Source organism: Flavobacterium flavipigmentatum, from assembly GCF_020911905.1.
In the GTDB taxonomy this organism is placed as follows: Bacteria; Bacteroidota; Bacteroidia; order Flavobacteriales; family Flavobacteriaceae; genus Flavobacterium; species Flavobacterium flavipigmentatum.
In genome coordinates this window covers 3523336-3549710 of sequence record NZ_CP087133.1, presented here as the reverse complement: position 1 = coordinate 3549710, position 26375 = coordinate 3523336, and the positions used below count along the sequence as shown (strand labels likewise).

27 protein-coding genes are annotated in these 26375 nt (G+C 29.6%); 3 read left to right on the top strand and 24 right to left on the bottom strand.

Annotation, left to right across the window (positions count from 1 at the left end; translation table 11 throughout):
- Positions 1-606: 606 nt before the first annotated feature.
- The 5 genes from LNP22_RS15205 to LNP22_RS15185 all read right to left on the bottom strand — a co-directional run bounded on the left by LNP22_RS15205 (position 607) and on the right by LNP22_RS15185 (position 3752).
- On the bottom strand, positions 607-1551 hold the full coding sequence (locus tag LNP22_RS15205; protein WP_229974219.1) for a ketopantoate reductase family protein: 945 nt from the start codon (positions 1549-1551) through the stop codon (positions 607-609).
- A gap of 63 nt (positions 1552-1614) precedes the next feature.
- Positions 1615-2196 carry a Crp/Fnr family transcriptional regulator gene (locus LNP22_RS15200; protein WP_229974218.1) on the bottom strand — a complete coding sequence of 194 codons (582 nt, stop codon included), beginning with the start codon at positions 2194-2196 and terminating at the stop codon, positions 1615-1617.
- A gap of 310 nt (positions 2197-2506) precedes the next feature.
- Positions 2507-3007 carry an SRPBCC family protein gene (locus LNP22_RS15195; protein WP_210666672.1) on the bottom strand — a complete coding sequence of 167 codons (501 nt, stop codon included), beginning with the start codon at positions 3005-3007 and terminating at the stop codon, positions 2507-2509.
- The gene (locus LNP22_RS15190; RefSeq protein ID WP_210666673.1) at positions 3004-3324 is read right to left on the bottom strand and encodes an ArsR/SmtB family transcription factor; all 321 of its coding nucleotides are present in this window, start codon (positions 3322-3324) and stop codon (positions 3004-3006) included. Before LNP22_RS15190 ends, LNP22_RS15195 begins: the two co-directional genes overlap by 4 nt.
- Positions 3321-3752 carry a VOC family protein gene (locus LNP22_RS15185; protein WP_229974217.1) on the bottom strand — a complete coding sequence of 144 codons (432 nt, stop codon included), beginning with the start codon at positions 3750-3752 and terminating at the stop codon, positions 3321-3323. Before LNP22_RS15185 ends, LNP22_RS15190 begins: the two co-directional genes overlap by 4 nt.
- 339 nt (positions 3753-4091) lie before the next feature.
- Here LNP22_RS15185 and LNP22_RS15180 point away from each other — a divergent pair, with 339 nt between their 5' ends.
- A complete protein-coding gene (locus tag LNP22_RS15180; protein WP_229974216.1) occupies positions 4092-4580 on the top strand; it encodes a hypothetical protein in 489 nt (162 codons plus the stop codon).
- Positions 4581-4801: 221 nt separating this feature from the next.
- Here LNP22_RS15180 and LNP22_RS15175 read toward each other — a convergent pair whose 3' ends face one another.
- The 16 genes from LNP22_RS15175 to LNP22_RS15100 form a co-directional block, all read right to left on the bottom strand.
- Positions 4802-5260, bottom strand: a complete 459-nt coding sequence (locus LNP22_RS15175; RefSeq protein WP_229974215.1) for an Imm42 family immunity protein — start codon at positions 5258-5260, stop codon at positions 4802-4804.
- A 160-nt stretch (positions 5261-5420) separates the two neighbouring features.
- Positions 5421-6323 (bottom strand): hypothetical protein, encoded by a 903-nt coding sequence (locus LNP22_RS15170; protein ID WP_229974214.1) that lies wholly within the window; start codon positions 6321-6323, stop codon positions 5421-5423.
- A 255-nt stretch (positions 6324-6578) separates the two neighbouring features.
- The gene (locus LNP22_RS15165; RefSeq protein WP_229974213.1) at positions 6579-7169 is read right to left on the bottom strand and encodes a hypothetical protein; all 591 of its coding nucleotides are present in this window, start codon (positions 7167-7169) and stop codon (positions 6579-6581) included.
- 159 nt (positions 7170-7328) lie between these two features.
- Positions 7329-8264, bottom strand: a complete 936-nt coding sequence (locus LNP22_RS15160; protein ID WP_229974212.1) for a hypothetical protein — start codon at positions 8262-8264, stop codon at positions 7329-7331.
- Positions 8265-8414: 150 nt separating this feature from the next.
- The gene (locus LNP22_RS15155; RefSeq protein ID WP_229974211.1) at positions 8415-8930 is read right to left on the bottom strand and encodes a hypothetical protein; all 516 of its coding nucleotides are present in this window, start codon (positions 8928-8930) and stop codon (positions 8415-8417) included.
- A gap of 176 nt (positions 8931-9106) precedes the next feature.
- Positions 9107-9841 carry a YARHG domain-containing protein gene (locus tag LNP22_RS15150; protein WP_229974210.1) on the bottom strand — a complete coding sequence of 245 codons (735 nt, stop codon included), beginning with the start codon at positions 9839-9841 and terminating at the stop codon, positions 9107-9109.
- 912 nt (positions 9842-10753) lie between these two features.
- Entirely contained in the window at positions 10754-11191 is a 438-nt protein-coding gene (locus LNP22_RS15145) for a hypothetical protein (protein ID WP_229974209.1), read from the bottom strand.
- Positions 11192-11498: 307 nt separating this feature from the next.
- Positions 11499-12989 (bottom strand): serine hydrolase domain-containing protein, encoded by a 1491-nt coding sequence (locus LNP22_RS15140; RefSeq protein ID WP_229974208.1) that lies wholly within the window; start codon positions 12987-12989, stop codon positions 11499-11501.
- Positions 12990-13093: 104 nt separating this feature from the next.
- Complete coding sequence (locus LNP22_RS15135; protein WP_229974207.1) at positions 13094-13471, bottom strand: hypothetical protein; 378 nt, start codon at positions 13469-13471, stop codon at positions 13094-13096.
- A 97-nt stretch (positions 13472-13568) separates the two neighbouring features.
- Positions 13569-14153 carry a hypothetical protein gene (locus LNP22_RS15130; RefSeq protein WP_229974206.1) on the bottom strand — a complete coding sequence of 195 codons (585 nt, stop codon included), beginning with the start codon at positions 14151-14153 and terminating at the stop codon, positions 13569-13571.
- Between the two features lie 206 nt (positions 14154-14359).
- On the bottom strand, positions 14360-14869 hold the full coding sequence (locus LNP22_RS15125; RefSeq protein WP_229974205.1) for a hypothetical protein: 510 nt from the start codon (positions 14867-14869) through the stop codon (positions 14360-14362).
- A gap of 195 nt (positions 14870-15064) precedes the next feature.
- Complete coding sequence (locus LNP22_RS15120) at positions 15065-16423, bottom strand: tetratricopeptide repeat protein (RefSeq protein ID WP_229974204.1); 1359 nt, start codon at positions 16421-16423, stop codon at positions 15065-15067.
- A gap of 268 nt (positions 16424-16691) precedes the next feature.
- Positions 16692-17258, bottom strand: a complete 567-nt coding sequence (locus LNP22_RS15115; protein ID WP_229974203.1) for a hypothetical protein — start codon at positions 17256-17258, stop codon at positions 16692-16694.
- A gap of 83 nt (positions 17259-17341) precedes the next feature.
- Positions 17342-18202 carry a hypothetical protein gene (locus tag LNP22_RS15110; RefSeq protein ID WP_229974202.1) on the bottom strand — a complete coding sequence of 287 codons (861 nt, stop codon included), beginning with the start codon at positions 18200-18202 and terminating at the stop codon, positions 17342-17344.
- Between the two features lie 394 nt (positions 18203-18596).
- Positions 18597-18851 (bottom strand): hypothetical protein, encoded by a 255-nt coding sequence (locus tag LNP22_RS15105; protein WP_229974201.1) that lies wholly within the window; start codon positions 18849-18851, stop codon positions 18597-18599.
- Positions 18852-19028: 177 nt separating this feature from the next.
- Entirely contained in the window at positions 19029-19805 is a 777-nt protein-coding gene (locus LNP22_RS15100; RefSeq protein WP_229974200.1) for a hypothetical protein, read from the bottom strand.
- A gap of 229 nt (positions 19806-20034) precedes the next feature.
- Here LNP22_RS15100 and LNP22_RS15095 point away from each other — a divergent pair, with 229 nt between their 5' ends.
- Positions 20035-21630 carry an IS1182 family transposase gene (locus tag LNP22_RS15095; protein ID WP_429670527.1) on the top strand — a complete coding sequence of 532 codons (1596 nt, stop codon included), beginning with the start codon at positions 20035-20037 and terminating at the stop codon, positions 21628-21630.
- Between the two features lie 89 nt (positions 21631-21719).
- Here the strand turns inward: LNP22_RS15095 and LNP22_RS15090 are convergent, their stop codons facing one another.
- A complete protein-coding gene (locus tag LNP22_RS15090; RefSeq protein WP_229974198.1) occupies positions 21720-23114 on the bottom strand; it encodes a hypothetical protein in 1395 nt (464 codons plus the stop codon).
- Positions 23115-23467: 353 nt separating this feature from the next.
- Between LNP22_RS15090 and LNP22_RS15085 the strand changes: the two genes are divergently transcribed.
- Positions 23468-25063, top strand: coding sequence for an IS1182 family transposase (locus tag LNP22_RS15085; RefSeq protein ID WP_429670526.1), 1596 nt, complete (start codon positions 23468-23470; stop codon positions 25061-25063).
- A gap of 99 nt (positions 25064-25162) precedes the next feature.
- On the opposite strand, the gene LNP22_RS15080 is transcribed toward LNP22_RS15085, so the two are convergent.
- Positions 25163-25543 (bottom strand): YbbC/YhhH family protein, encoded by a 381-nt coding sequence (locus tag LNP22_RS15080; RefSeq protein WP_229974196.1) that lies wholly within the window; start codon positions 25541-25543, stop codon positions 25163-25165.
- A 184-nt stretch (positions 25544-25727) separates the two neighbouring features.
- Complete coding sequence (locus LNP22_RS15075; protein ID WP_229974195.1) at positions 25728-26183, bottom strand: hypothetical protein; 456 nt, start codon at positions 26181-26183, stop codon at positions 25728-25730.
- Between the last annotated feature and the right edge of the window lie 192 nt (positions 26184-26375).

Genomic DNA, 26375 nt, shown 5'->3' with positions numbered 1-26375 from the left:
AAATTGTTTAACACCGTTAGGCAAATGTACAGCTGTTTTTCGTATTATAATATAAATTAGTTATAATTTTTTCTTATCATGCAATAGAGCAACTATAAAAACCTTCAAAAGTCTTTATTGACAAGGCTTTGTTGAATAATAGATTTCTTTAGAAGCAGACGATTTTCGTATTTTAAGACGATCTGTCCCGCTGTACGTTCTATCTTTTATGGCTCCTATAGTTGTCGTGATTGCCATAAAAGGATGCCACTTCCATCGGGGCTAAGTGAGAAATTTAATTTTTATAAGACGTTTTTAGTAGAATCTGTTAAAAACCTTTCTGTTCTGAAGGCTTTTTAGTCAACTAAACTTTCAGCATTAAAAAAAACTTGTATTTACTTTGAAAACAACATAGCAAATCTCTAATTCTCGTAAAATTGATTTTAGATATAAAAGATTTTATACTTAAAAGTGAATAAAGCATATTAAAAACTACTCAAAAAAAAGAGGACTATAAATCCTCTTAATTTTTTTTTCAAAATTTTTCGTAAATCCGATAGTTGCATATTTTCAGTGTTTCTGTTCAACATTAGTTGCATTTTTTGGGCGTCGCATCCAACGAAAACTTTAGCTGTTTTGAGTAGCTTTTATTTCCAGATATATTTTTTCAGAAAAAGGGGTACTTACATTTATTTCTTTTCCATAATTAATGATCGCACCAGCGAAAAGTTCCAGTTCATTATTTTCTTTTCCTGAATTTACATCAAGTTGTAAAGAAGTCGGTGTTTTCGGAGGAAACGTTGATGCTTTTTCAAATGTTTTTTGAATAATATCATCATGCATACGAATACCTTTTTTATCAGCAATTGATTTTATTTCAATCATAATTTTGGTTGCTTCTTCTCTTTGCGATTCAATAGTACAAACGTCACCAATAGATGAATTATGTTTAGCCGTTACTAAACCAAAACTTGCAATAAAAATAAATTTAGTCCAAATATCAACTTGAACATTCTCTTTAAAGTCAAAATTTATGTTACTTATCTCTAGCAAATTTAGAATCCAATCAATATTTTCAGAAGTATGTTCTGGATCTTTACCAAAAATTAATTGTCCTGCTTTCCCTTTATGTTCAACGATTCCTTTTTCTTTTATATGAGAAGCAACATAGACACAAGAAGGTAAAATAATGGTGTTAGGTATTATTTTTCGAATTCGATCATAAATATCAGCTCCGTTCATCATTGGTAGTAAAACTGTATTTTTTGTAATTATTTTTGATAGTTGAATGCAAATATTCTTTAAATCATATTCTTTAACGCAGATAAAGACCAAATCTGGATTTTTAATTTCCGAAATATTTTGATAAATAGCATCAGGATTTGTGATGCTATTTTTGTGTTCAGAAGAGAGCAACGTAAGACCTCTTTCTTTTACTATTTCAAATGTTTTAGCTCTAGCAATAAATGAAATTTCATTTTGTTTATTTGTTTCGTTACTCTGTGATATCTTAAACCCAAAATAACCACCAACGCCTCCAAGACCTATAATAACAATGTGTTTTTTTTGCATTTTTTATTTTTTCACAAATATTAAAACTCTTGACTAGATAAGCACTTGATAAATGGCAAGAAATTATATTTTGCTAATTTCTTTTCTAATTCTACTTAACGAACTGTCGGTAATACCTAGATAAGAAGCTATAATTTTTAGTGGAACGTTTTGAAAAATATGAGGTTGCTCTTTTAAAAGATTTATATACCTTGTTTCTGCTTTTTTACTTGCCATTTCAATCACTCTATCATTTAGTTTAGAATAATTTATAACAAATAAAAGTCTACTGAACTCCCTGAATTCAGGAATACTATGAAAATTTTTCTGGACGTTTTCTAAGTTTGTTTGCCAAAATGAGCATTCAGTTATGGTTTGATAAGTTTCTTTTGTAGGTTCTTTTTTGAAAAAAGATAAAAAGTCATTTACAAAGCAAGGAGCGGAATAAATATTGGTTGTAATTTCTTCATTATCTTCATTAAGAATATAGGAACGCATATATCCTTTCTCTAAAAAATATGTTTTTGTACTAATAGCATCTTTATCAAGTAATATTGTATTCTTATCTATTGTAAAATCGCAAAATGTTTCCGTAATTTTTTCAACAATTTCTTTTTGTATAGGAAATAAAGAATGAAAAAAGTTATTGAGCTTTGATTTGTCCATCAGTTTTTTTTCTGTTGCCCAAAAGGTTTGACCGCTTGGAGGTAGTTTATATTAATTAAATTCTTTGATTTTTATTTTCTTTCTGAACTATAAAAATTCTATTGTTGTAATGAATACATAAATTATTGTCAAGATCAATACCCAACGGCTTCATATATGTATATAGTTGATCATAAGTGATCAAACTTCACAAAGGAAAATACATTCAAAAAAAAGTATCTTACATCGCTAAAAATAATATAATTGCTTATACTTATCTCTGTTATAGTGATTGTAATGATAAACTATGTGCTATCAATTTATTTTTAAATTATTTTTGAGATAGCGTTTCTAATAACTTTTCTAAGTTATCAATACTCATTTTAAATCCTTCTGTAAAGCCCATTTCAATCATTTTTTCCAAACGTTCGAGAGATTCATTTACAATGGTGATTTTTACTTTTGTTATTCCGTTTTGTTCGCTAAAATTATAATCCCATTCAGAACCAGGTAATTGGCGGTTTTCATTTTCGTCTGAAAAAGTATTGTACATTTTAAAATTGGTTTTTGGCGAGATAGAAGTAAATTCCTGAACCGACCACCGTTCTTGTCCTTCAGGACTCACCATGGCATAAAATCTTCTTCCGCCAACTTCAAAATTCATGTGTTTTGTTCTGGCAGACCAAGGTTTTGGTGCAACCCATTGGTCCAAAAGTTCCGCTTTCGTAAAAGCATCCCAAACTAGCGGCAATTCTGCAGCAAATTCTCGTGTTATCAATACCGTTTTAGATGGTTTGTCTAAGGTAAAATCGAATAGCAAATCGTTTTTCATTTTTTCTGGTTTTTCATAGTTAATAATACGTCATCAAGCTGGTTAAAAGCAGTTTCCCAGATTTCTCTAAAGGGGTTCAGCCATTGATCAATTTCTTTCATTTTATTAATTTGAAGCGAATAATAAATTTCTCTTCCTTGTTGTTCTTGTTTTATAATTTCGCATTCTGTGAGTATGCGAAGATGTTTCGAAATCGACTGACGGGTTGTATTAAAGTTCTCTGCAATGGCATTTGGTGTCATAGACTGCAGAGCAATTAGCGTAATAATCGACCGCCTTGTAGGATCGGCAATGGCTTGAAAAATGTCTCGTCTCATGTGTTTCTAGGATCAAAATCTACCATCCATTGAACGCCAAATTTATCAGCAAACATACCAAAGTAATTTCCAGACGGACCGTAATTTATTGGCATTTCAATTGTACCGCCATTAGAAAGTCCTACGAATAATTTAACAGCTTCTTCCTGGCTTTCTACGCTAATAAAAACCGTATATCTGTTATCGGTTTCCATTACTTGTCCCATACTTGTTAGTGTATCACTTGCCATTAACGCATTACCATTATTAATAGGCAGGGCAATGTGCATGATTCTCTCGGCATCATTTTCCGAAATTGGATACTCATCGCTTGCTATGTCTTTGTAATGGGAAATCTTTGAAAACTCACCACCAAAAACCGATTTATAAAATGTAAATGCTGCTTCGGCATTTCCATTAAAGTGAATGTAAGGATTAATACGTGCCATAAATTCTATTTTAAATTAGTATTTGTGAAACCAATTGGTTGCAAATATATACGCAACTATTCGGTTTCGCAATTTTTTTAACTATTATTTTCAGAAAATAGTAAAAAATATTTTAGTAAATATATTGATAAGCAGTGTTTTAAGGTTGGTATTTGTGTGTTGTACTGACTTTGTAATTGTTTTATAATTGAATTTAGTAAGTATTAAAATTAATTATTCTTAGCCGTATTTAAGAAAAAGTGAGCAAACTTTTATAGTGTTCATAATTTACAAGTAGACTTTATAAGAAACGCAAAGTCAGGGGAGACTATGAGTAGGAGGGTAGAATGCTAGTTAAAAATGATCAAATTATCTTTGCATACAGCCGAATGCTACTTTAAAGTGGTCAAATCATACTTGCATACGGTAGAATTCTACTTTACAATGGCTAAATCTAACTTGAATACGGTCGAATTCTACTTTACAGTGGTCAAATCATACTTGCATACGGTCGAATTCTACTTTACAATGGTCAAATCATACTTGCATACGGTCGAATTCTACTTTACAATGGTCAAATCATACTTGCATACGGTCGAATTCTACTTTACAGTGGTCAAATCATACTTGCATACGGTAGAATTCTACTTTACAATGATCAAATCAAGTTTTCAGTCGGTCGAATCAAGTTTTCAGTCGGTTGAATCAAGTTTTCAGTCGGTTGAATCAGGTTTTCAGCCGGTCGAATCAAGTTTTCAGTGGCTCAATCAAGTTTTCAGTCGGTTGAATCAGGTTTTCAGTCGGTCGAATCAAATTTTCAGTGGCTCAATCAAGTTTTCAGTCGGTTGAATCAGGTTTTCAGTCGGTTGAATCAGGTTTTCAGTCGGTTGAATCAAGTTTTCAGTCGGTTGAATCAGGTTTTCAGTCGGTCGAATCAAGTTTTCAGTGGCTCAATCAAGTTTTCAGTCGGTTGAATCAGGTTTTCAGTCGGTCGAATTCTACTTGACGGAGGATAATAAACTTTCTAATAGAACACAATTGCTTAAATAAATAGAGAGTAGCTGTTATAATCAGGCTTTATTAAGTTGATTAATAAAATCTTCTTTTACAATTTTTATTTCAATATAATTTGCGTTGCAGAATTGAATTTCTCGATCATAGTTTTTCAGTTCATCAAAAATCATTTCAACTTCTCGGAGTTTCCAAATCAAAAATATTTTTTCATTGCTTTTGTAGCAATAAGCTTCAAAATCATCTGTAAATGTTGATCCTAAGATTAAATAATTTCTTCCAAAATATTTTAGAAAATTAAATAGTTCTATTGGATTTTTATCTTCAATATTCAACGTAATAATTTTAGCGTTTAATATTTCATCCAGCAATGACAATAAATAACCGTTCAAATAAATTAAGTCTTCTTTTGTGCCAAAAAAATTATTTTGTAACCATAATTTACCATAGCCCATTTCTGGGTTCGAATTCAATTTTTCAAATTCAATTGCGAAATTTTCTTTATTTCCGATTATCATTTTTCATAATATTGATGGCTTGAATATAACTTTCCACTGTTAAATATAGTTTGGTACTAAATTAAGCCCTATTTTTGAGCTATTGCGAACAGGCGAAGTAAATTTATCCAAATACAAAACTAACTTCCCATCAATCAATTGCCCAAATCTGTTGTAGTTATTAGCGGTAGTTTTTTTTAATTTCTTCTAAACTTCTATTGAATTTGTCAAAAACAATTTGCTCACTTTCTTTTTTACTTGGCTTCCATTTTTCAATAGTTGTTGTACTATTTTTATTTTTATAAATTTTACTTGAAGTCAGCGTCCCTTTCATTGGGTCTGTAAAATCTATAGTTACTTTTGATTTTAGATATTTCTCAACTATTTTGGGTATTTCAGAAAAGTGTTCTGTTTCATTATTAATGTCAATTATTTTATGTTGAGCGTCTTTTGGAAATAATTTATTTAGCCACCATTGTTTCTCATATTTTGTATAAACGGGTATTGAATTCAAATACAGTTTATAACCTTCATAATATTCTGTAAAATCACTCCTAACAACGTAATTATAATAAATAATGGCCTCAATAGATGGCCAACTTATAAAACAGTTTTTATCAAATAAAGGCATTTCGATAGTAATTCCTTTATCATTAGAGAATAATTTTTCTCGTCTTTTCTCTTGACTTTCCTCTATTAGTCTTTGTCGTTTTTCGGGAATCGAAAATCCAAAAACTAAACCATAAATCATTATTAACGGAAAAAAAGCAAATATAGAAATTGTTGACCAACCCAATAAATCAACATCCCAATTTAATTTAAATGCAAAAAACATCATTAAAAATCCAATTATTGAAAATATAGAAAGGGGTAAAATGAAAAAGATAAATTTGGTGTTTTTTTCAAAGATTTCTTTCGTCATTATTTTATTAAGCCATCTTAAAATACTTTCGTTAAAAATAGCAAACAGTCCAACTGCAACAAAAATTGAAGGAATTAAATATAAAACTGATAATCTATACCCACTTTTGATATCAAAAAAGATTATGGACAAGCCAAAGATCAGGGTAAAAATTCCAACCAATTTCGGAATTATTTTTTCATTAAAATTCATGATTATCTTTGATTCTTATTAAGTCTTTTCTTTTAGATTTTTGCTCATTATTTCTATTCTGGTTTCTATTTTGGAATGGTTTTTTTGTTAAAATTATCCCTAATGAGTTCTTTTATTAAAGTGGATTTGCTGAATTTCTCCAGATACAGAACCAACTTTCTTAGTAGACCAATTGCTTAAATCTGTTGTTGTAGTAATTATTGGAATATATTGCTATTATTTATATTAATATATTTCTGTATATAATTCCCATACTAATCTTTTTAAAAATGGGTTTTCTATTTTTACGTTTTTAATATTTTTTTGTTTTGCGATTTTATGAAAAGACAATTTGTTGGATATATATTCTAAAATTCCGTTTTTGACGTCTAACAAATTATAAGTATAACCAAATAATTCTCCTCCATAAACTAAATATTTAGTTGAATCCTTGTCTAATCCTCCGTATGGACTTTTATAATAAGCTTTTTTACCTTGAATAGGTAATTCTCCTTCATTTCCCGATCCTAAAATTGTATAAACTCCCTTTTCTGTTGTCAAAAAAAAAAATATTTTTTGTCCTCTCTTGTAATTTGTCCAACGTGAAGCGCAAGTCCAATTTTCAAATTGATTAATTTTTACAGTTAGGTTAGTTAGCTTTCCTTTGATTAATTCGCTAAAAAGTACAGAAATCTGTTTTCCCTCCACATTCTTTATTTCTCCAATTCCAATTATTTTTGAATTATCGATTAGTTGACTAATAAGAAGTGGTGAATATTTAGCATTACAAACGGATGTAAATATTAATAAAAGAAAGATTATAATTTTATTTTTCATTTTTAGTGTCTTTGTTTACTTAGCATTTCTATCAACATTTTGGAACTTTTAGAGGTTGGGTAAATAAGAGCAGAGTATTTTCTGCTTTACATAAACTTTTTTGATTAAAGTAATTCTACTAAAGATCTAATTTAGCCAAACAGCTCTTATAAACTTGCTTTATTTTGACATTCGCCATTCAGCCAACGTCATTAATTTATTATTTTTTTGATCGAAAAATTTTATTTCAAAAGTTTTCTCGTAAATGTAATAGTTAAATTCTTTGTCTTGTACTGTTTTAACCCTGACCCAATAATAATTTTTATCATTCTCTTGCGGCGATTCTATAATACTTGTTCCAGCCCATTTTTGATTTTCTGGAAGCTTCTCCATCAAGTTAAAAATCTTTCTTCTATTCTTATTGTCTGAATCGCAGATTTTAAACGCTGGATTTCCGGTCGGAAAATAAATTTCATTAAGAAGCTTTGGATTATTTTTATTAAGTTCATTTAATCTTGCAATTGTGAGTTTGTAGAATTCATAATGTTTTATTGATTTATTTTTTCTTATTGAATGATAAATTTTTAATGCGGCAATTTTGTTACCCATACTTTCATAATAATTTCCACGTGCATAATCAGAAATGTAATTGCCAATACTATCGATAAACAATCGAGCTCTTTTATAATCTTTTAGTTTTATGTAATTAGCGGCGTATGCAGCTGCTGCATCGCCTTGTTTATATTGATCAGTATTTAATTCCTTAATCGATTTACTAAACTCTCCAAGTTTGTAAAACAATTCGGCTTTTAAATAATGTAATTTGTCATCAATATTAGGCTTAATTTGCAATTTATATTTATCAAAATATTTGACAGTCAGTAAGCTATCTGCTTCTTTAATTACTTTTTCAGGATTCTTTTCGGAATCAGTGTACATTATTTTTAATTGTTCTTCAAATTTTCCTAATTCAGCACTGATTTTATCCATTTCACGATGGATTTCAACATGATGCTTATGTTCCAACTCTTCTTGGGGAAGCTTTTTTTCTAAATTACGTTTATCGCAAGAAGTTAATAGAATTAAACTAATAAATAGAGTAATAATCGTTTTCATAAAGTGCTTTTAAATATTGTTTCCAATCTGTTCCTCTAGTGCTGTAGGTTTGCTACTAAACTAAACGCTATTTTTTGATTTGCTGAATTTCTCCAGATACAGCGCCAACTTTTTCATTAAGTCAATTTAACCAATTAGTTGTAGCAGTAGTTAGTGGCTGTTGTTTTTTTTGTCATTAAAATATTTAACGCCATCATCAAATAATGAAATATCTGTTTCATTTCTATTTTTTTCATCTAATTTATTCACCGTTACAATTGAAGATATTTTCTTGTCATTTTTATAAAATTCTTCTTTTAAGTAAATTTTCCCTAACTTATTTTTGTAATCATTTATTTCAAAAACAGCATAACACAATTTATTTGTTTGATAATAGTATGTTTTATGAATGTACAAATCGGTCCCTCCTCCATAATTGATTCTATATATAAAATTATTTTCTATATCAGAAAGAGTTCTGATGCCATAACCACCAACAACTTTATTATTCATTTCTATGATACCATCCGAAATTGATATTACATAATTTGTGTTATATAAATCCAATTTATTTATAGAATCTATTTTAATTACATATTCTTTGATTTCTTTTATGAATGAGTCATCAGTTTGAGCATAAAAATAATTACAAATTAAAAATAAAAAGAATGTATAAAATGTTTTCATAAGAATTTATTTGAGTATTAGAAGTACAATAGCCACTAGCGTTATGGTATCAAAGCGGGTTTGGTAATAAACTAAACGCTATTTTTTGATTTGCTGAATTTCTCCAAATACAGAACCAACTTTCTTAGTAGACCAATTGCTTAAATCTGTTGTTGTAAGTGTTCGCGGAAGTTTTTTTATCCTGCAACACCAAAATCTATAAATTTTAGTTGATTATTTATGAATTTAAAATTCCAAAAATATGTAAATTCTTTGTAAATATCGGACGTGTATAATTCATCTTTGATATCTTCAGAACCACTATCATAATCATATCGAAAAAAGACATTATTACTTTCAATAATCATTTCATAACCGTATGTTTCAGATAAGTTATCTATTTTCTTTTTATAATGGGCTTGTTTTTTAAACCATCCTATTTCATCTACGTTTAAATTATGAATAACCTCAAAGAAATATTTGTAATTTTCACTATTCTTTTCTCCTAGAATTTTTTTAACAGAGAAATTGAAATTAGTATTTAAAATTTCTTCGTTATTTTGCAATAATGCAACTTTGAATAATTTTAAATCTTCAATTAATTTTTCTCTATCTTCTTTTAATACTTTTGTTCTTTCTTGAAATAATTTAATATTTTGCTTTTCAGTTGAATTATATTCAATTTTATTATTATCCTCAATTGGTTTATACCAAGTCTTTGTAGAATAATAATTATCAATAGTTGAAACTTTAAATTTATAACCTTTTCTTGCAAATAAATCATTTGTTAAAAAACGGATTTCGTCAATGCTTAGATCTTTAATTTGTTCTATTTTGATAATTTGTGTTGAACAAGTTGAGCAGTCTTTTAATGTTTGCCCAAATGATTGAATCGAAAAGGTCAGAAGTATAAGTAAAAATGATATTCGCATAATTTATTTTATTTAAAAGATTGCATTAGCATAAAATAAAGCAACAACAGCTATGGTCGTAAATACACTAAAAATTATTGCTATATTTCGTAATTTGGTTTGTTTTCGTTTGTTAAAAAGATAGATTTCTGTTAGTAGATATAATAAAAATATTATTGTGAAAATCAGGCTTAATTCAAAAAATCTATTAATTTCAGAAACAAAACAAAAGTGGTCTTCTTGTAAATGTTTTGGCAAAGTATAATATGATAGATAATATATCATTATGAATGATATTATGAATGTCAAAATTCTAATTGATATGTATTTATATACTTTCATTTTTTACTGTCGGTTCGATAAAATTTCCGCTAAGATTCTACTACTACAGCGGTTCTAGCTACTTGGGATATTTTCATTAATTAATTCATGGATTTTTATTTTCTTTCTGAATTTTATAAACTCTATTGTTGTAAGGAATACATAAATTATTGTCAATACCAAAACAGTTGTGAAAAATTTGAAGCCTGTATCAATATTAATTACAATTAAATAAATGAGGCAAATAGTTGGTATTCCCAAGAATGTTAATAATGATAAAAAGTAGTTGTTTCTAATCTTTTCTATTAGATTTAGAAAAAATAATAGCGAACAAACAAGCATCACAATAAGACATACTGTTGAAAACCAAATATCTAATACTGCCTCGATAATGAATAAAATTTTTTCAAATAAATTCATATCAACAGCATAATTAGTTCCCGCAATAATAAGCCTATAGATTATAAATAGTATAATACTTATCAATAAATTAATTACCCAAAACTTAAATATTATTTTTTTCATTTCTAAGGTTAGTTTTTCAATTCACGGTCTTCGGTTAAAATCACCTTTATTGGAGGTCTCATCTCCTCTGGCAATGGCAATTTTTGTTTAAAAGTTTAACCATATTCTGATTTCATTAACCACAACATGTATCAGTATTGGAATAAATAGTAAGATACCTAAAACAAATGACCAATATCTAAAATTTTCATCGAAGAAAAAAAAACTTATAAAAGTCAAAATAGAAATTACAATCAATTGCGTAATAACACTATTTTTATCTATTTTTTTAGAAATGATTGTACCTAAAATTTCTCCTAAAAACAACATGATTACAGATGCATTTATCAACAAGAAAAGCATTCTAAGCATATTTTCAAATCCGCTATCATACCAATAAAGAGCGATTAAAACTAATGCAAAGCCACAATAAACTAGACTAGTAGGTTGTGTAAAAATGTTTTTTATTACCTTTTTAATATATTCAGAATAGCTTTCTTCTGGAATGATTTTCTTAGGTTTTTTTCTGCGAGATTTTTTGTTCATTTCTTTTAATGCCTTGATGCTTACTAAAGTTTGTTATTAATTAAGGAAATACTACTTGCAAAAAAAATAAGTACAGAATTGTTATTTGTTATACTCAATATAAAGTATAAATTTTAGTAGTCGTTGTAATTCATTTTGTTTATAGATTTATATAATTTATCAGATTAGAATTTCGAACAGCACAGATTTACAATCTATGCCCACAATGAGTAATTTTTATTTTAAGTATTAATATTAGTCTCTCACTTTACGAACACCCATTGGCACTACCCACTAGATTGTCAAAAAATTGGTTGAAGTGCGTAGATTATTCTTTTACTTTATTCAATATATCACCACTCCATTTAAGAGCTGTAATTTTTCCAGACTTATCTCTTATAAAATTAAGTTGACTATCTTTTTCGATAACAAAAAAATCATCATCATTTGTGAAATGCATTTTCCAGATACAGTTGCCCCAATAGTCATTATTCGTTATACTAAGATAAATACCGTCATCTTTTTTGTTTACTGACCATATGTAATTGCCACTTCCGTATTTTCCTAGATAAGGTTGTAAATCTTCGTCTTTTATGTAGATTTCTTTTCTAATCTCAGGCGTATAAGCATTCTTCCAATGATACACAGAGGCAACACTTCTGATAATTTCATCAAATAAAGCTGTATTGTAAGTATTTGTCATAACTACAACTCCATTGCCTCCTTCAAGAGTTCCAATGTATTGACTTACAAAACCTTCGTCTACGCCGCCATGCTCAAAATTTTTAACACCATTTTTATTAATTATAAATACGCCCAAAGCTGATTTAGTATCAATATAAGGTGTTAGTCTTGTGATAGTCATTTCTTTTGAAAGCACTTTTTGTGATTTTCCTTGTAAAGAAAGTTGCGTTTCAATTACATATTTTGCTAAATCTGTTGGGTTTGTCCATAAGCCTGCTGCTGCTTGCTCTGGATAAATATGATATTTTCCTTTTACGGCTTTCCCGTCATTGTAATAGCCAGTTGCTGCTAATTTTAATGTTTCTTTTGATGGAGGTTGTTCATAAGAACTATTGGTCATGCCTAGTGGTTGTAATATATTTTTCCACATATATTCATGATAAGGTTTTCCTGTGACATCCTCAATGATTAATTGCGAAATAGTTGTTCCACCACCAGAATATTCATACTTAAGAGAGGGTTCATACGCAGAACGAACAGCTTCTGAGTTGGCAGGTTTCTCACCATTTAATGTTTGTATAATAGTTGGTATTGCTTCTCCTTTTTCGTACCCATTAAATCCATGCACTGTTAGGCCTGCTGTATGGCTCAGCAAATTTGCTATGGTTATTTTTTTGCCTCTGGATAAAGAGTCATAAGGAAATTTCCATGTTTTTAAGTAGTCGTTTATATCTGCATTGAGATTCAATTTTCCTTCCTGAACTAATTTCAATACACCAATTGCATTTAGTGATTTACTATTAGAACCTGCCTGAAATAAAGTTTGTGTTGTAACAGGTTTTTGTTCTAAACTGTCTGCCCAACCATAGCCTTTTGCCCATTCTATTTTATAGTTTTTGATCACTGCAATGCTAACACCATTTGCATGGTAAAATTTCATTCTTTGTTCTAATGTCCAATTTTGAGGATTATTTTCTAATTGTACCCAGCTCGAAAGATGGTTTTCGACTTCTTTAATTTTGGATTGAATTTCTTTTGAATATTTTTTTGAATTTTGTCCGTAGACTGAACATACTTGGGTACAAAAAAAAAGGAAGATAATTATTAAAGCAGAATTTTTAGTATTTACAATCATTTTTGAATGTTGAATTTTTTGTTTGTGATTAGAGTAGTCTTTCACTTATTTATATCCAAAAAAAGAGATGTAAACAGGAAGATTTGTTTCTGAGTTTTTGTGGATCAAATATATTTATTTTTTCTTACAAATAGAACAGACATTGGCACAAGTAGGGGAGGCACACCTGCAAATATTTTTGGGTTGTATGCCACTCTAATGGTATAATAATCGCAACCCACTATTTCTCTGGGACCACTGTCGAAATAAAGAATATATTCTGGTTTTATAAAATGATTTTTGACATACTGTAGTCCTTCTATAAAACTAGAATCTTTAATTTTATCAGTAGAATATTTTTTTGTTAGTGCTTCCCAAGCATTTTTAGATTGGCAAGTAGTGTTAATTGTTCCTATTTCTGAAGTCTCAGCATTGACACCATAACAACTAACGACAAGGATAGGAAGTAGAGCAATACAAATTTTGCAAAAGTTTTTTAGCATATTGATTTAATTGTTGACGTTTTTGTTGCTTTTTATTTGTAAAAACTGAAGGTATTTTTTATCAACCTCAGTTAATTAAATTTAGAATTCTATTTTTCTATTTTTTGCTCAATAGCTCATCAAATTCTTCTTTTGCTTCGTCAATACCTAATAATCTACTTTCAAAAACTCCAGTATATTTGGTGTCTTCAATCGTGACTTCTTCAAACTCATTTTCCATAATTCTTAAATAGATTTTCTTAGGTGTTTTATTTCTAATTATATGGTAATCAATAATGGTGAATTTATTTTTAATTTTTTCGCCATTAAATTCTTGTTCGATTATAGTTTCAAAAGTTAATTTTTTAATACTTAACAGATTGCTCTTTTTGGTACTGTTTTTCCAGATGGTTCTTTCGATCTTTCCAAGATGGTTTTGCTCAACTTTATATTTTGTGTTCTTATCGACATCATACTTTGAAATATTTTTCAAAATTTTACTAAATTCAGGTAAACTCAAAAACTTTTTGGTTTTGTTATTGAATACATTTCCGTGTTCATTTTGCGTTTTATATTCGTTACTAATTTTCATGCATGTTTCTGAAAATTCAGTTGTATCAATCTTTTTATCTTGGTGTTGAAGTTTGATAAAAGAACACAGTAGCAGCGTTATTACTGGAATTAGAATATATTTTAATTTCATAATTTATCTTCTGTTTTGATAGATCATTTTTTTGATATTGTATTTAGATTCTATAATAAAATAAGCATTATTAAATTTATAAACTATCATTTGTGAAATTGGTCGAATCTACTTTACAGTGGTCAAATCAAGTTTTCAGTCTGTCGAATTTACTTTTTATCAAACCAATTTCTCAAATCCGTTGTAGCTGTTAGCAAACGTTTTTCTTAGCGAATTTTCTCTGTAGTCGAATAAGCAACTTTAATCCCTTCGCATTTTTTATTTTGCTTCACATGAACTAAAGTATCATTTTTGATATAGAATTTTTCGTTAATGAACATTTCATAATCATTGTCTGAATCTGGGTTACAATCTTTTATTGATACTTCTCTACCATTTTTTCTTATTTCTTCAAACGTTCTACACATTATACCATATTCCCTTAAATAGATACATTTTTTTGGTTTGAAGCTATTAAGAATAATAGTGTCATTTTTTATTCTCCAACTTCCTTCGCTCCACCATCTTGCTGTACATGCTCCACCAATCAATTTAAAAGTTCTATTTTGTTTAATCTCTAACTTTTCTGCAAATGGAATTCCCCTTATTGTATCAAACCATGTTTTCACAAACTCAGAATTTTGATTCTCATTTAGTTGTTCTTTCTGTTTAAACTTGTTACAACTTGACAAAGAAATTATTAATAGTATAGTAGGTAGAATATGTTTTAATTTCATAATTTATCTTCTGTTTTGATAGATCATTTTTTTGATATTTTATTTATATTCGATAATAAAATAAGCATTATTAAATTTATAAACTATCATTTGTGGAATTGGTCGGATTCTACTTTTAAGTCGGTCAAATCAAGTTTTCAGTCTGTCGAATCTACTTTTTATCAAACCAATTTCTCAAAGCTTTTATATTGGCTTTTATTTGCAGTATTCTTTTATTCCTTGCTCAGCTTCACGTTCACCATATTTTTTTGCATTATAATAATCTTCACAGAAATCGGATATTCCGATTTGTTGTTTTGCTTGAGCTAAAACAATATAACCATAACCATATTTGGGATTTATTTTAATTGATTTGCTAGCATCCTCGAATGATTTTTTATATTGACCTAATTCTAAATACAAAAAGGAGCGGTAACCAAATGCTCTAAAAAAATCAGGTTTTAATTCTAATGATGTATTAAAATCTTTTTCAGCATTGGAATAATTTTTTAATTTTCGATAGCAAAGTCCTCTGTCAATATAGGGAACGTGATTTTTTGGATCTAGTTCAATACGTTTTGTTGCGTATTCTATTGATTTTTCAAAATTATTCATATCAAAATACAACAAACTTAAATTGTCATAAATTTGATCGCGTGATGCTTTTGGAAGAGATAAGGCTTTAAGATAATCCTTCTCAGCATTTACATACTCTTTAATTTGAAAATAGCAGTAACCCCGATTTAAAAAATTATCTGATTTTGTCGCCTTATTGTTGATTAACATGGTATAAGCAATAATTCCTTGTTTGTACAATTTATTTACAGTAAATAGATCCGAAGCAAATTGTAGTTTTTGATTTAAAGTCCCATTACAAATTGAATCGGGTAACTGAAAGGGATTTTTATGCCCTAATTTTACTGCCGTTTTTCCATCTTTACAAGCCAAATCAAAATTTAATAATGAGAAGTTAATTTTTGCTCTCGCAGAATATGCTTGTGGATATTGGTTATCAAGATTAATTGCTTTATTAATCATTACCAACGCTTTTTCGTTGTTTCCGCTTTCTGCCAAAAGAATTGCAAGATTGTTAAATAATTCTCGGCTTTCAAATTTATTTTCAATAGCTGCTTGATAATCATCTTCAGCACTTTGGGTTTCTCTTAACTGTTGGTTTACAATACCTTTCCAGTAATAATATTTACCGACTTTTTTAATGTTTACAGCCTTTTCAAATGCTTGTAACGCTATTTCAAGTTTATGAATTTTATTGTTAAGTAGACCTTTTTCAAAATACAACTCTGCATCATTTGGATTTAATTGAATTGCTTTATCAATACTGGATGAAGCATCTTCGTATCTAAAAAAAACAAATGAAGCTTTTGAATGTCTGAGCCAATAATCTGAATTAATTGAATCTTTTGCAAAATCTTCTTTAAGTTTTTTAATTGCGTCCATTGCGTTAATCATTGAATTACTCTCGATTAAAGCATCAATTTCCTGATATTTAATATCTGATTGTCCTTGTAATTTAATGCTAAATATGATTATAATTAGGAATAGTATTTTGTTCATTTTTGTTTATGTTGTATAAAATTCGCAGCTAACGTCAGACTCTGAAAAACTAAAATCATACTCTTGAGAATCTTATGTTTAAGTTTTCTTTGTTATCCTTCAGAATACTTTCTAAATTTAAAATAGTTTTTTTTACAGCAGTAGTTTTTTTTCTAGTTTATTTACACTTTTACATTCTTAAAATTTCATTTCCGAATACAAAATCTATATTACTTATATTTAATTTATCTCCGTTATAGTAGCTTTTATCTGCTGAACATTTGTTCATTTATCTTGAAATTATGTTTGACCAAATTATGTTATTCTTTTTCTGCTGTTCTTTGAAGTCATAGTCTAATTCTTTTTGAATACTAGATACTTTCATTAAGTTGAAGCCGATTTTGAATTTTATTTTAGAAGAATTAATTTTTGAACTCATTAATAGTCTAATTTCAACTGTTCTTGATTTTCCTGGTGCCAGCGTCAAAATAGTTGGAATATTTTTGTCACAATCTTTTCCTTCAACTTGCAATTTATTACTATCAACCGAATAAAATATTTGCCATGAACAAGACATACTGTAATATCTTAATGTATCTTTAGTATTGTTGGTCAAAGTTGTAGGAGTTATCCAAAATGTTTGTTTGTTTTTTTTTGCAACTTTTCCTCTTATGATTGTTAATGTATAATTCTCTTTTTTTGCAGTTTGAGAAAAAGTCAAACAGTTAAAAAGCAAAATAGCTATTGTCAATATTATTCTTATCATATTCTCTTTTGTTTTGTTTTCTTTTGCACAAAGTTCTGGCGCTTTGCGCGATTGGGTAATAAAAAAGCGAGGTTTTTCGGTTAAACACAAACTTTCAAATATAAAAACAACTTTATTTTAAGTCAATTTCTCACATCTGTTGGAGCTGTTTACAGTACTTATTTATATTTTCATTATTCTGTTTTGTATGCGTAATAAGTTGGATATTCTGTTTTTCGGACATTCGTAATTATATCAATACAGTTTGTTTTAAAATTTTCTTCATATTCACTAGCATTCATTTTTTCGCAACCGTCAATATTACTTTGACTAATTCCAAAAAATAAACGTCCAGTAACTAACACTTCACTAATACTATCTATTTTAAAAATTGTGTTTTTTTCATCAGCTTTTATTATTCGTATTTTTGTAGTTGCTTCAGCTCTATATTCTGGAACATCAAAAGTGATAGTAAATAAACTATCAGTTTCTAAAATATTTGTCTCACTTGTTATTAAATTATTTAAGATTTGTTTTTTGCTAATTTGTATTGTGAATTCTTTTTCGGATTTAATTTTCACTTTTGTTTCTTGCCTTGGATTTGTATCGGCTAAAAATGAATATATTGTTATTACTCCAATTAATGAATTTAGTGCAAAATTTTTATTCTTATTTTCCTTTTGTTCTTGATTTTTTTTATGAAAATAATGATACGAAATTGGTAAAATTGATAAGGCAATTAGGTCTGTTAAATCTACAGTTCTATGGAATGCAAAATCTGTAATTTGTGAAATAAGTTTTATGAATTGCTCGGAAATTTCAAGTTTCCAAAAAATAAAAAATAGAAAAGTAAAAATGTAAATTTCTTTTGTTTTGTTTGAAAAAAACACTGAAATGAAATAAGGAAAAATAAACAAGCAAGTAAAATCAGAAAGTTTACCTGTTATGAAATTAGAAAACTCATATTTTAAATAAAAATCGTTTAGTAACAGAATTACCAAGCATAAAATAAAATAGTTTGCAGTAAACAGATTTAAATTTAATTTAGTTTTCATTTTTTTAGTTTTGTGCGGGATAATTACTGCCGATGTTCTGCTACTATAGCGGGTTTTGGACTAAATTAAGCCCTATTTTAGGATTTGCCAAATCATTCCAAATACAAAACCAACTTTCCATTAAGCCTATGCCCAAATCTGTTGTAGTAGCTGTTATGCGATGTTCTACTTACGTGGTTTAGTAGATTATTGAGATTTACCACCCACTTTCCCTACTATGAAAATCTTGGAAAAATTTAAATGCTTTGATTTTTGTACTATCTGATTTCATTTCTATTCCAAGCAATTTTTCTTCATGATTTTTTATAAACTTTAAATCATACGTCCCTTTAAAAACTTCATCTTCACATTGAATTGATATTTTTAGTTTTTTTTGATCTTGAAAATCAATATTCTAGGTTGCGATGTAATCTTTTTCAAAGTGAATCGACTCTGGAATTGAAATTTTATTGTCGTTTTCAAACACCATAAAATTCAAATATAAATCTTCTTTATAATTTACCCCGTTATATGTTATTTCTCGAATTTCCCATTGGCCAACTAATTTATCAATGATTTTTTCTTCTTTGTTACAAGAAAGACAAAGGAATGCCAGTAGTAAAAAAATAGTTTTAAATTTATCTTTTAGAATAGACATAATAATTTTCAAATGTTATATTTTTAAGTTTGTTTAGCGAATATCGCATAACGTTCTGGCACTACAGCGGGTTTGGGATTAAAAATGCGTAATCTTTCGGTTATGCCAAAACTTCCAAATACAAAACCAACTTTCCATTAAGCCAATTGCCCAAATCCGTTGTAGTAGCTGTTAGCGGTTGTTTTATTTTCACTCAAAACCATATCTCAATACCATATCAGAATTTACATTTCGTTTTCTCATTTGAGCGGGTTTCCATTTTTCTCTTTTAATAATTTTTTTCAATTCACTTTCAAAATGTTTTTCTAATTTATGATTTGATTTAATGTCAAAATAAAAACTAAAATATGTGATTTTTGCATTTCCATTTTTATCTACATAGAATGAAATATTTACGAATGCTGAAACATCATAATTTGGTCTTTTTATATAACCTTTTGGATAATTAATTGCATCATCAATTTCTTTCTGCATAACTTCACTATATTCATCTTCGCTATCATCTTTGTCGTTCGGATAATTTGGTCTTCTATCACATTTAGCATAATGCATCGTGTCATTAATATGTTTAATTAGGTATTTTTCATCTGCTATATTCAATAATGAGTCGACAAACTTTTCTCCATATTTTTGGTTAATTTTTTCTTCCATTAACTCACAATAACAATGTTCGGTTTGATTTTCATAGACAACGCAAGACGAACCTTCATTTCTAAAATCAATATTATTTTCTTTAAGAACTTCAATTAATTCTTTTTCAGAGCGTAAATAGTGATTTATTATATTTCCAGAATAATGACAGTAGGTTAGTTTTCCATTTTCTAATTCTTTTTTTGCTTCTGCTATTTCCTTCAAACAAGTTGTATCAGATTCTGAAACAAATTCAAAAAATGAGCCTTGCGGTTTATTTTCAAATTTGCACGAAGTTAAAGTTATGCATAAAAATATAAAAAGAAATGTCTTCATAAAATCTGTCGTTCTGGCTAGGAAAAATTACCGCTAACCTTCTGGCACTATAACGGGTTTGGGACTAAATTAAGCTCTATTTTCGGATTTGCCAAATCTTCCAAATACAAAATCAATTTCAAATTAAGCCAAATACCCAAATTGCTTGTAGCGTGTGTGCTTGTTGCACAACTGCTCAAATATAACAAAAAGGAAACATTAAAAAGCGTGGTTTTATGTAAATTTAAGCATGCAAGGAAGAAAAGAATTTACCCCAAAAATGCTCTATCAAGTATACTTAACAGACTTGATTCCAGAGCATAATTTTTATAGATTATTAGATCAATCCATCGATTTTCGATTTCTATATAAAGCTACTGCAAAGTATTATGGAGACGAAGGACAAGAGAGTATTGACCCGGTTGTGTTTTTCAAAATCTGTTTAGTAGGTTATTTAAACAACATAAATTCGGATAGGAAACTCATCGAATATTGCTCGAATTGTTTAGATGTTCGCTTGTTCATTCGTTATGACATTGACGAGGCTTTACCATGGCACAGCACCATTAGTCGCACGCGTCAGTTGTATGGTGAAGAAGTGTTTTTAAGTTTATTCAAAGAAGTTTTAAAGCTGTGCGTTTCCAAAGGTATGATTCGAGGCAAACGTCAAGCAGTGGACAGCGTTTTTATCAAAGCCAATGCTTCTATGGATAGCTTGGTAGAGAAAGAAGTACTGGAAGACGCCAGTGCCTTTGTGGATGAATTAGAAGAAAACAGCGAATTTAAAACCACAAGCACCAGAAAGAAACTAGTTGATCAGCACCACAATTGGAAAAAAGAAGCTTACAAAGACCAACCCAATCCCAACTTTAATATTGACAAATTAGATGAACATGGGAATACAATACGACCAAGATTTATATCGAATCACACCCATTATTCACCCACAGATTCTGATGCCAGGGTAAGTGTAAAACCAGGCAAAGCAAGACAGTTAAACTATTTTGGACAAATCGCTGTAGACGATGCCCATCATGTAATAACAGGCGCATGTTCTGATTTTGCAGACAAACGCGATAGTCAATGTTTAGAAAAAATAGTTGAACTAACAGAGAACAACCTACATGAAAACGGCATTGCATTAGAAGAACTCTTAGCTGATGGAGGATATAGCAGCGGCGAAGCATTAGCCTATTTATACAAAAAAAATATCGATGCTTATATTCCAAACTTCGGACAGTACAAACCCGAACGTGAAGGTTTTGTTTTTAATAAAGAATTGCATCAATATGAATGTATCAAAGAAGGTTCTAACAAAGCTATTCTACTCTTTAAAGGAGAAAAGACCGATAGTAAAGGCTACATCAAACGTACGTATCGCAGTAGCGAGAGCGATTGTAAAACCTGTCCGCTCAGAGAACAATGCTGTGGAAAAAGCACCAAATACAAAAAAATAGACAACAGCATTCATAAAGAACATTACGATAGAATGCACCAAAAACTCACACAAAACCCAAACTATACTAAGAAAATGGTACGAGTGAGAAGTAAAACCGTAGAACCTGTAATCGGAACTTTAGTCAATTTTACCAATATGAAGCGTGTAAATACTAGAGGAATCAAGCAAGCTAACAAACATGTTTTGATGGCAGCATTAACCTATAATTTAAAGAAATACTTGAAGTTTATCACCAAAAAAACAAAAACAAAAGCCGGAGTAGTAAGTGAATTACAAGCAAAAGTGTCAACTTTTCTAAAAACTGCCATCTATAACCTGAGAAACATGTTTTTAAGCATCTCCATTTTTAAAGACTACAACTTAAAACCCAAAATAAACCTCGCTTAAATATCCTTAAACGAGGTTGTTTTTTAAGCTTATCTTGAAATTTTACTTTTTTAAGAGAGTTGCGCAACAGCTACGTGTGTTAGGCGTCGTTATTGTTTTGGAATTTTTGGAAACTTCACAATTTTACCCAGCCCATTATAGATTGCGTCTCTACAGTTCTTTTTAAATTCCTCATTTTCATTTTCACGTAAATATTTGATAATCTCAAATAAATCTGAGGTTCTCACCAATGCAATTTTTTCTCTTTCAGCACCTATTTTACATTTTTCAGTAAAATCTAATTTTCTTGATTTTGGCTCTAACAATCTTTGTGGGTTACCAAATAATATCCCAAAAGCTTTTTCTTGGACTTCGTCTCTTGCAAAATCAGCATTTAATGATTCAAGTAATTGTCTGAATTTAGTTATGTTTATATCTTTTGTATCCTTTCCTTCACACTCTCCAATAAATCTGTGTTTTTCGGGACTAATTATTACTTGGTCAAGTTCAAGAACACCGTCGTTATAATTTTCAGCTTCGTAACCAAGAGTTATAAGAGCTTCAGTGACAGAATCCTCTAATGGAGTTCCGGTTTCAAAAAGTAAATCTTTTATTTTATTTTCTTTTGCAAACTCATCTTTTAATTGAATTATTTTTTCTGTAATTTCTTCTATTTTTCGATTGTTAGTTTCAATGGATTCATTGATTAACAATGCATTTTTTGTAGAGAATTCGTTTTTGTTGGCCCATTCTGGAATTGGTGTTTTTGCGGATTCCAAAGAAATTTTGCTATCAATATCAATTAAACATTGAATTAAAGAGTTTCCAAAACTTATTGCTTCTTTTGACCAAATATCTTTGTCATTTTCTTCGTCATATTCAATAAATTTTTCATTCTCATATTCTATTTGAGGCAAAGTGATTAAATATCCACTTCCAACTCTATTAACTGAACCTAAAACTTTGCTTTTATCCTTTCCTGTATAAATTACTTCACTAGATTCAGTATTTTCTAAATATGCTTTATATGTTAAATAATGACCGAATTTTTTATTAAAATCACTGAATAACTGATTTCCAAAAAAATGGATTTTTTCACCTGATGCAGATGTAATTTTACCAATATTAATTGGTAAAAAGTCGTAGTTTGATGATGATGTAGTATTATATGTGTTATGTCCTTTTCTAGGTGAAGTAACATTTATTGCTAGGGAAAAAGATTGTTTTTGATTTAAAAATAAAAATACAGTTTTACCTAGTTCTAACATGTCAGACAATTCTTTTTTTAAGTGCTTTGTGTTTTCTACAAATCTTGCAGATGTTGAAACATCATAGCATCCACCACCTGAGGAAAAACTTATCCATCCATAACCATTTGGACTTATTGCTTCAGGTGAAATAGCAATAATATCAGCATCCATTAATGAAATATTAGAAGAAAAATCTTTTTCAAGATTTGAAAAACCAGGGATTTCAAACCCCATAGTAAGGATATCTTTTTTCATTTTATAAGGTTGTGTTGTAATTTCAACTAACGTTTTATTATGTTCTGTAAATCAAATGCCTACAAAGCTGTTTTTATTTAAATTAATTCCTTCCATTTCTTCATTTTTCCGCCGTTAGCTTAAGTGGTCAGGTCGGGAGTCTGCAGGGGAATGACGCCTAACGTTCCCGCGCTACAAGCAATTTGGGACTAAATTAGCGTTATTTTTCGGTTATCGCTAAACTTCCAAATACAAAACCATTTCCCCATCAAGATAAATGCCCAAATCGCTTGTAGCGTGTGTGCTTGTTGCACAACTGCTCAAATATAACAAAAAGGAAACATTAAAAAGCGTGGTTTTATGTAAATTTAAGCATGCAAGGAAGAAAAGAATTTACCCCAAAAATGCTCTATCAAGTATACTTAACAGACTTGATTCCAGAGCATAATTTTTATAGATTATTAGATCAATCCATCGATTTTCGATTTCTATATAAAGCTACTGCAAAGTATTATGGAGACGAAGGACAAGAGAGTATTGACCCGGTTGTGTTTTTCAAAATCTGTTTAGTAGGTTATTTAAACAACATAAATTCGGATAGGAAACTCATCGAATATTGCTCGAATTGTTTAGATGTTCGCTTGTTCATTCGTTATGACATTGACGAGGCTTTACCATGGCACAGCACCATTAGTCGCACGCGTCAGTTGTATGGTGAAGAAGTGTTTTTAAGTTTATTCAAAGAAGTTTTAAAGCTGTGCGTTTCCAAAGGTATGATTCGAGGCAAACGTCAAGCAGTGGACAGCGTTTTTATCAAAGCCAATGCTTCTATGGATAGCTTGGTAGAGAAAGAAGTACTGGAAGACGCCAGTGCCTTTGTGGATGAATTAGAAGAAAACAGCGAATTTAAAACCACAAGCACCAGAAAGAAACTAGTTGATCAGCACCACAATTGGAAAAAAGAAGCTTACAAAGACCAACCCAATCCCAACTTTAATATTGACAAATTAGATGAACATGGGAATACAATACGACCAAGATTTATATCGAATCACACCCATTATTCACCCACAGATTCTGATGCCAGGGTAAGTGTAAAACCAGGCAAAGCAAGACAGTTAAACTATTTTGGACAAATCGCTGTAGACGATGCCCATCATGTAATAACAGGCGCATGTTCTGATTTTGCAGACAAACGCGATAGTCAATGTTTAGAAAAAATAGTTGAACTAACAGAGAACAACCTACATGAAAACGGCATTGCATTAGAAGAACTCTTAGCTGATGGAGGATATAGCAGCGGCGAAGCATTAGCCTATTTATACAAAAAAAATATCGATGCTTATATTCCAAACTTCGGACAGTACAAACCCGAACGTGAAGGTTTTGTTTTTAATAAAGAATTGCATCAATATGAATGTATCAAAGAAGGTTCTAACAAAGCTATTCTACTCTTTAAAGGAGAAAAGACCGATAGTAAAGGCTACATCAAACGTACGTATCGCAGTAGCGAGAGCGATTGTAAAACCTGTCCGCTCAGAGAACAATGCTGTGGAAAAAGCACCAAATACAAAAAAATAGACAACAGCATTCATAAAGAACATTACGATAGAATGCACCAAAAACTCACACAAAACCCAAACTATACTAAGAAAATGGTACGAGTGAGAAGTAAAACCGTAGAACCTGTAATCGGAACTTTAGTCAATTTTACCAATATGAAGCGTGTAAATACTAGAGGAATCAAGCAAGCTAACAAACATGTTTTGATGGCAGCATTAACCTATAATTTAAAGAAATACTTGAAGTTTATCACCAAAAAAACAAAAACAAAAACTGGAGTAGTAAGTGAAATACCAACCAAAGTAACAACTTCTCTAAAAACTGCTTTCTATGACTTGAAAAACACCTTTTTAAGACTCTTTATTTTTACAAACTCCAACTTACAACCCAAAATAAACCTCGCTTAAATACGCTTAAACGAGGTTGTCTTTTATGCTTAATTTTAAATTTTACTTTTGAATGAGGTTGTGCAACAGCTACGTGTGTTGGTGGCTGGCTTTTTTCTCTTATTTTCCGTGTGTCAATTTAACTATTTGTCCATTTTTCGAGTTTATAATAATTAGAAATGTTCCACCAAGCATATTGTTTGGTAGTGTTCCATTTAAAACCCAATAATTGTCGATTTGGTTTATTTCGTACGGTCTTTGTTTAGTTATTTTGTCCTTCCCGTAAATTTTAAACAATATTGCTTCAGCAACTATTATCGCAGTTTCTTTGTCCTTAATAACTGTGTCAACTAATATTTGCTTTTCCTTTTTGTTATAAAGGGCATCTTTTAGTTCGCTTTTTGCATATTCAACACCAAATTGCGTTCTGTCACTTTTAGTTTGTCCGCAAGAAGTCAGACTTATAAAAAGTAAACCAATAAAAGCGATTTTAAAATTCATATTTTATTTTTTTATTAATTGTCATTTCATTTTCGGTATGCTTGCCACCAACGTTCCTGCGCTATAAGCAGTTTGGGACTAAATTAAGCCGTATTTTCGGAATTGCCAAATCTCCCAAATACAAACCAATTTTTCCATTAAGCCTAATACCCAAATTGCTTGTAGCGTGTGTTACCAGTAGCCTTTATTTGTCGTAAACTAAATTTATGAAATTCGGTATTCTTTCGTCGTTTTTATTTTCCCAACTTTTGAATGTAAAATTTTCAATTTCGTTTTTTAAATCTAGATCTAATTTCAAATTTGTTTGTTCGCAAAAAGCTAAAATTGTCGCAAAACCTACAATTGTTGGATTTGTATCTGTGCCAATTCTTCCTTCTAATCTCTTTATTTTAACTTCCCATTTTTCATTACTCTTTGAAAAAGCAAATTCCAATCCATTTTTTACAGCCTTTTTCCAAGGTTCATAACCATTCATTGACACGCTTTCTAGGTTTCCTTGACTTTTCCATCCTTCACCCAGATATTCTTCAACGATTTTGTTTCCAGTATCACTTCTGCTAACTTCAAGATTTACTATTGCAAAAAATGGTTTTCCATTCTTGACTTTTAAAAATCTAAAATCCAATTTGTCGTTTATCATTATCCGATATTTCTGAAGGTTACTGGTAACTTGTTTATACCAGCCACAAAATGGCTCCAATCTACCCTAATTTAGGTGTATATAAGAGGTTCAGTCTGGTTTTATACTGTGTTTCTGTTTTCACAACAAAGCATTACAAATGCTTCATTCATTCTTAAAACAAATATAACAAATCCAGCATCATCACCTCTG

Coding starts and splice junctions, on each gene's coding strand:
- LNP22_RS15130 (WP_229974206.1), bottom strand. CDS start 14,153: ATGAAATTAAAATATATTCTAATTCCAGTAATAACGCTGCTACTGTGT.
- LNP22_RS15200 (WP_229974218.1), bottom strand. CDS start 2,196: ATGGACAAATCAAAGCTCAATAACTTTTTTCATTCTTTATTTCCTATA.
- LNP22_RS15185 (WP_229974217.1), bottom strand. CDS start 3,752: ATGGCACGTATTAATCCTTACATTCACTTTAATGGAAATGCCGAAGCA.
- LNP22_RS15080 (WP_229974196.1), bottom strand. CDS start 25,543: ATGAATTTTAAAATCGCTTTTATTGGTTTACTTTTTATAAGTCTGACT.
- LNP22_RS15150 (WP_229974210.1), bottom strand. CDS start 9,841: ATGCGAATATCATTTTTACTTATACTTCTGACCTTTTCGATTCAATCA.
- LNP22_RS15075 (WP_229974195.1), bottom strand. CDS start 26,183: ATGATAAACGACAAATTGGATTTTAGATTTTTAAAAGTCAAGAATGGA.
- LNP22_RS15165 (WP_229974213.1), bottom strand. CDS start 7,169: ATGAAAAATAAAATTATAATCTTTCTTTTATTAATATTTACATCCGTT.
- LNP22_RS15180 (WP_229974216.1), top strand. CDS start 4,092: ATGATCAAATTATCTTTGCATACAGCCGAATGCTACTTTAAAGTGGTC.
- LNP22_RS15190 (WP_210666673.1), bottom strand. CDS start 3,324: ATGAGACGAGACATTTTTCAAGCCATTGCCGATCCTACAAGGCGGTCG.
- LNP22_RS15205 (WP_229974219.1), bottom strand. CDS start 1,551: ATGCAAAAAAAACACATTGTTATTATAGGTCTTGGAGGCGTTGGTGGT.
- LNP22_RS15125 (WP_229974205.1), bottom strand. CDS start 14,869: ATGAAATTAAAACATATTCTACCTACTATACTATTAATAATTTCTTTG.
- LNP22_RS15110 (WP_229974202.1), bottom strand. CDS start 18,202: ATGAAAACTAAATTAAATTTAAATCTGTTTACTGCAAACTATTTTATT.
- LNP22_RS15175 (WP_229974215.1), bottom strand. CDS start 5,260: ATGATAATCGGAAATAAAGAAAATTTCGCAATTGAATTTGAAAAATTG.
- LNP22_RS15100 (WP_229974200.1), bottom strand. CDS start 19,805: ATGAAGACATTTCTTTTTATATTTTTATGCATAACTTTAACTTCGTGC.
- LNP22_RS15095 (WP_429670527.1), top strand. CDS start 20,035: ATGCAAGGAAGAAAAGAATTTACCCCAAAAATGCTCTATCAAGTATAC.
- LNP22_RS15145 (WP_229974209.1), bottom strand. CDS start 11,191: ATGAACAAAAAATCTCGCAGAAAAAAACCTAAGAAAATCATTCCAGAA.
- LNP22_RS15085 (WP_429670526.1), top strand. CDS start 23,468: ATGCAAGGAAGAAAAGAATTTACCCCAAAAATGCTCTATCAAGTATAC.
- LNP22_RS15140 (WP_229974208.1), bottom strand. CDS start 12,989: ATGATTGTAAATACTAAAAATTCTGCTTTAATAATTATCTTCCTTTTT.
- LNP22_RS15195 (WP_210666672.1), bottom strand. CDS start 3,007: ATGAAAAACGATTTGCTATTCGATTTTACCTTAGACAAACCATCTAAA.
- LNP22_RS15135 (WP_229974207.1), bottom strand. CDS start 13,471: ATGCTAAAAAACTTTTGCAAAATTTGTATTGCTCTACTTCCTATCCTT.
- LNP22_RS15120 (WP_229974204.1), bottom strand. CDS start 16,423: ATGAACAAAATACTATTCCTAATTATAATCATATTTAGCATTAAATTA.
- LNP22_RS15090 (WP_229974198.1), bottom strand. CDS start 23,114: ATGAAAAAAGATATCCTTACTATGGGGTTTGAAATCCCTGGTTTTTCA.
- LNP22_RS15160 (WP_229974212.1), bottom strand. CDS start 8,264: ATGAAAACGATTATTACTCTATTTATTAGTTTAATTCTATTAACTTCT.
- LNP22_RS15155 (WP_229974211.1), bottom strand. CDS start 8,930: ATGAAAACATTTTATACATTCTTTTTATTTTTAATTTGTAATTATTTT.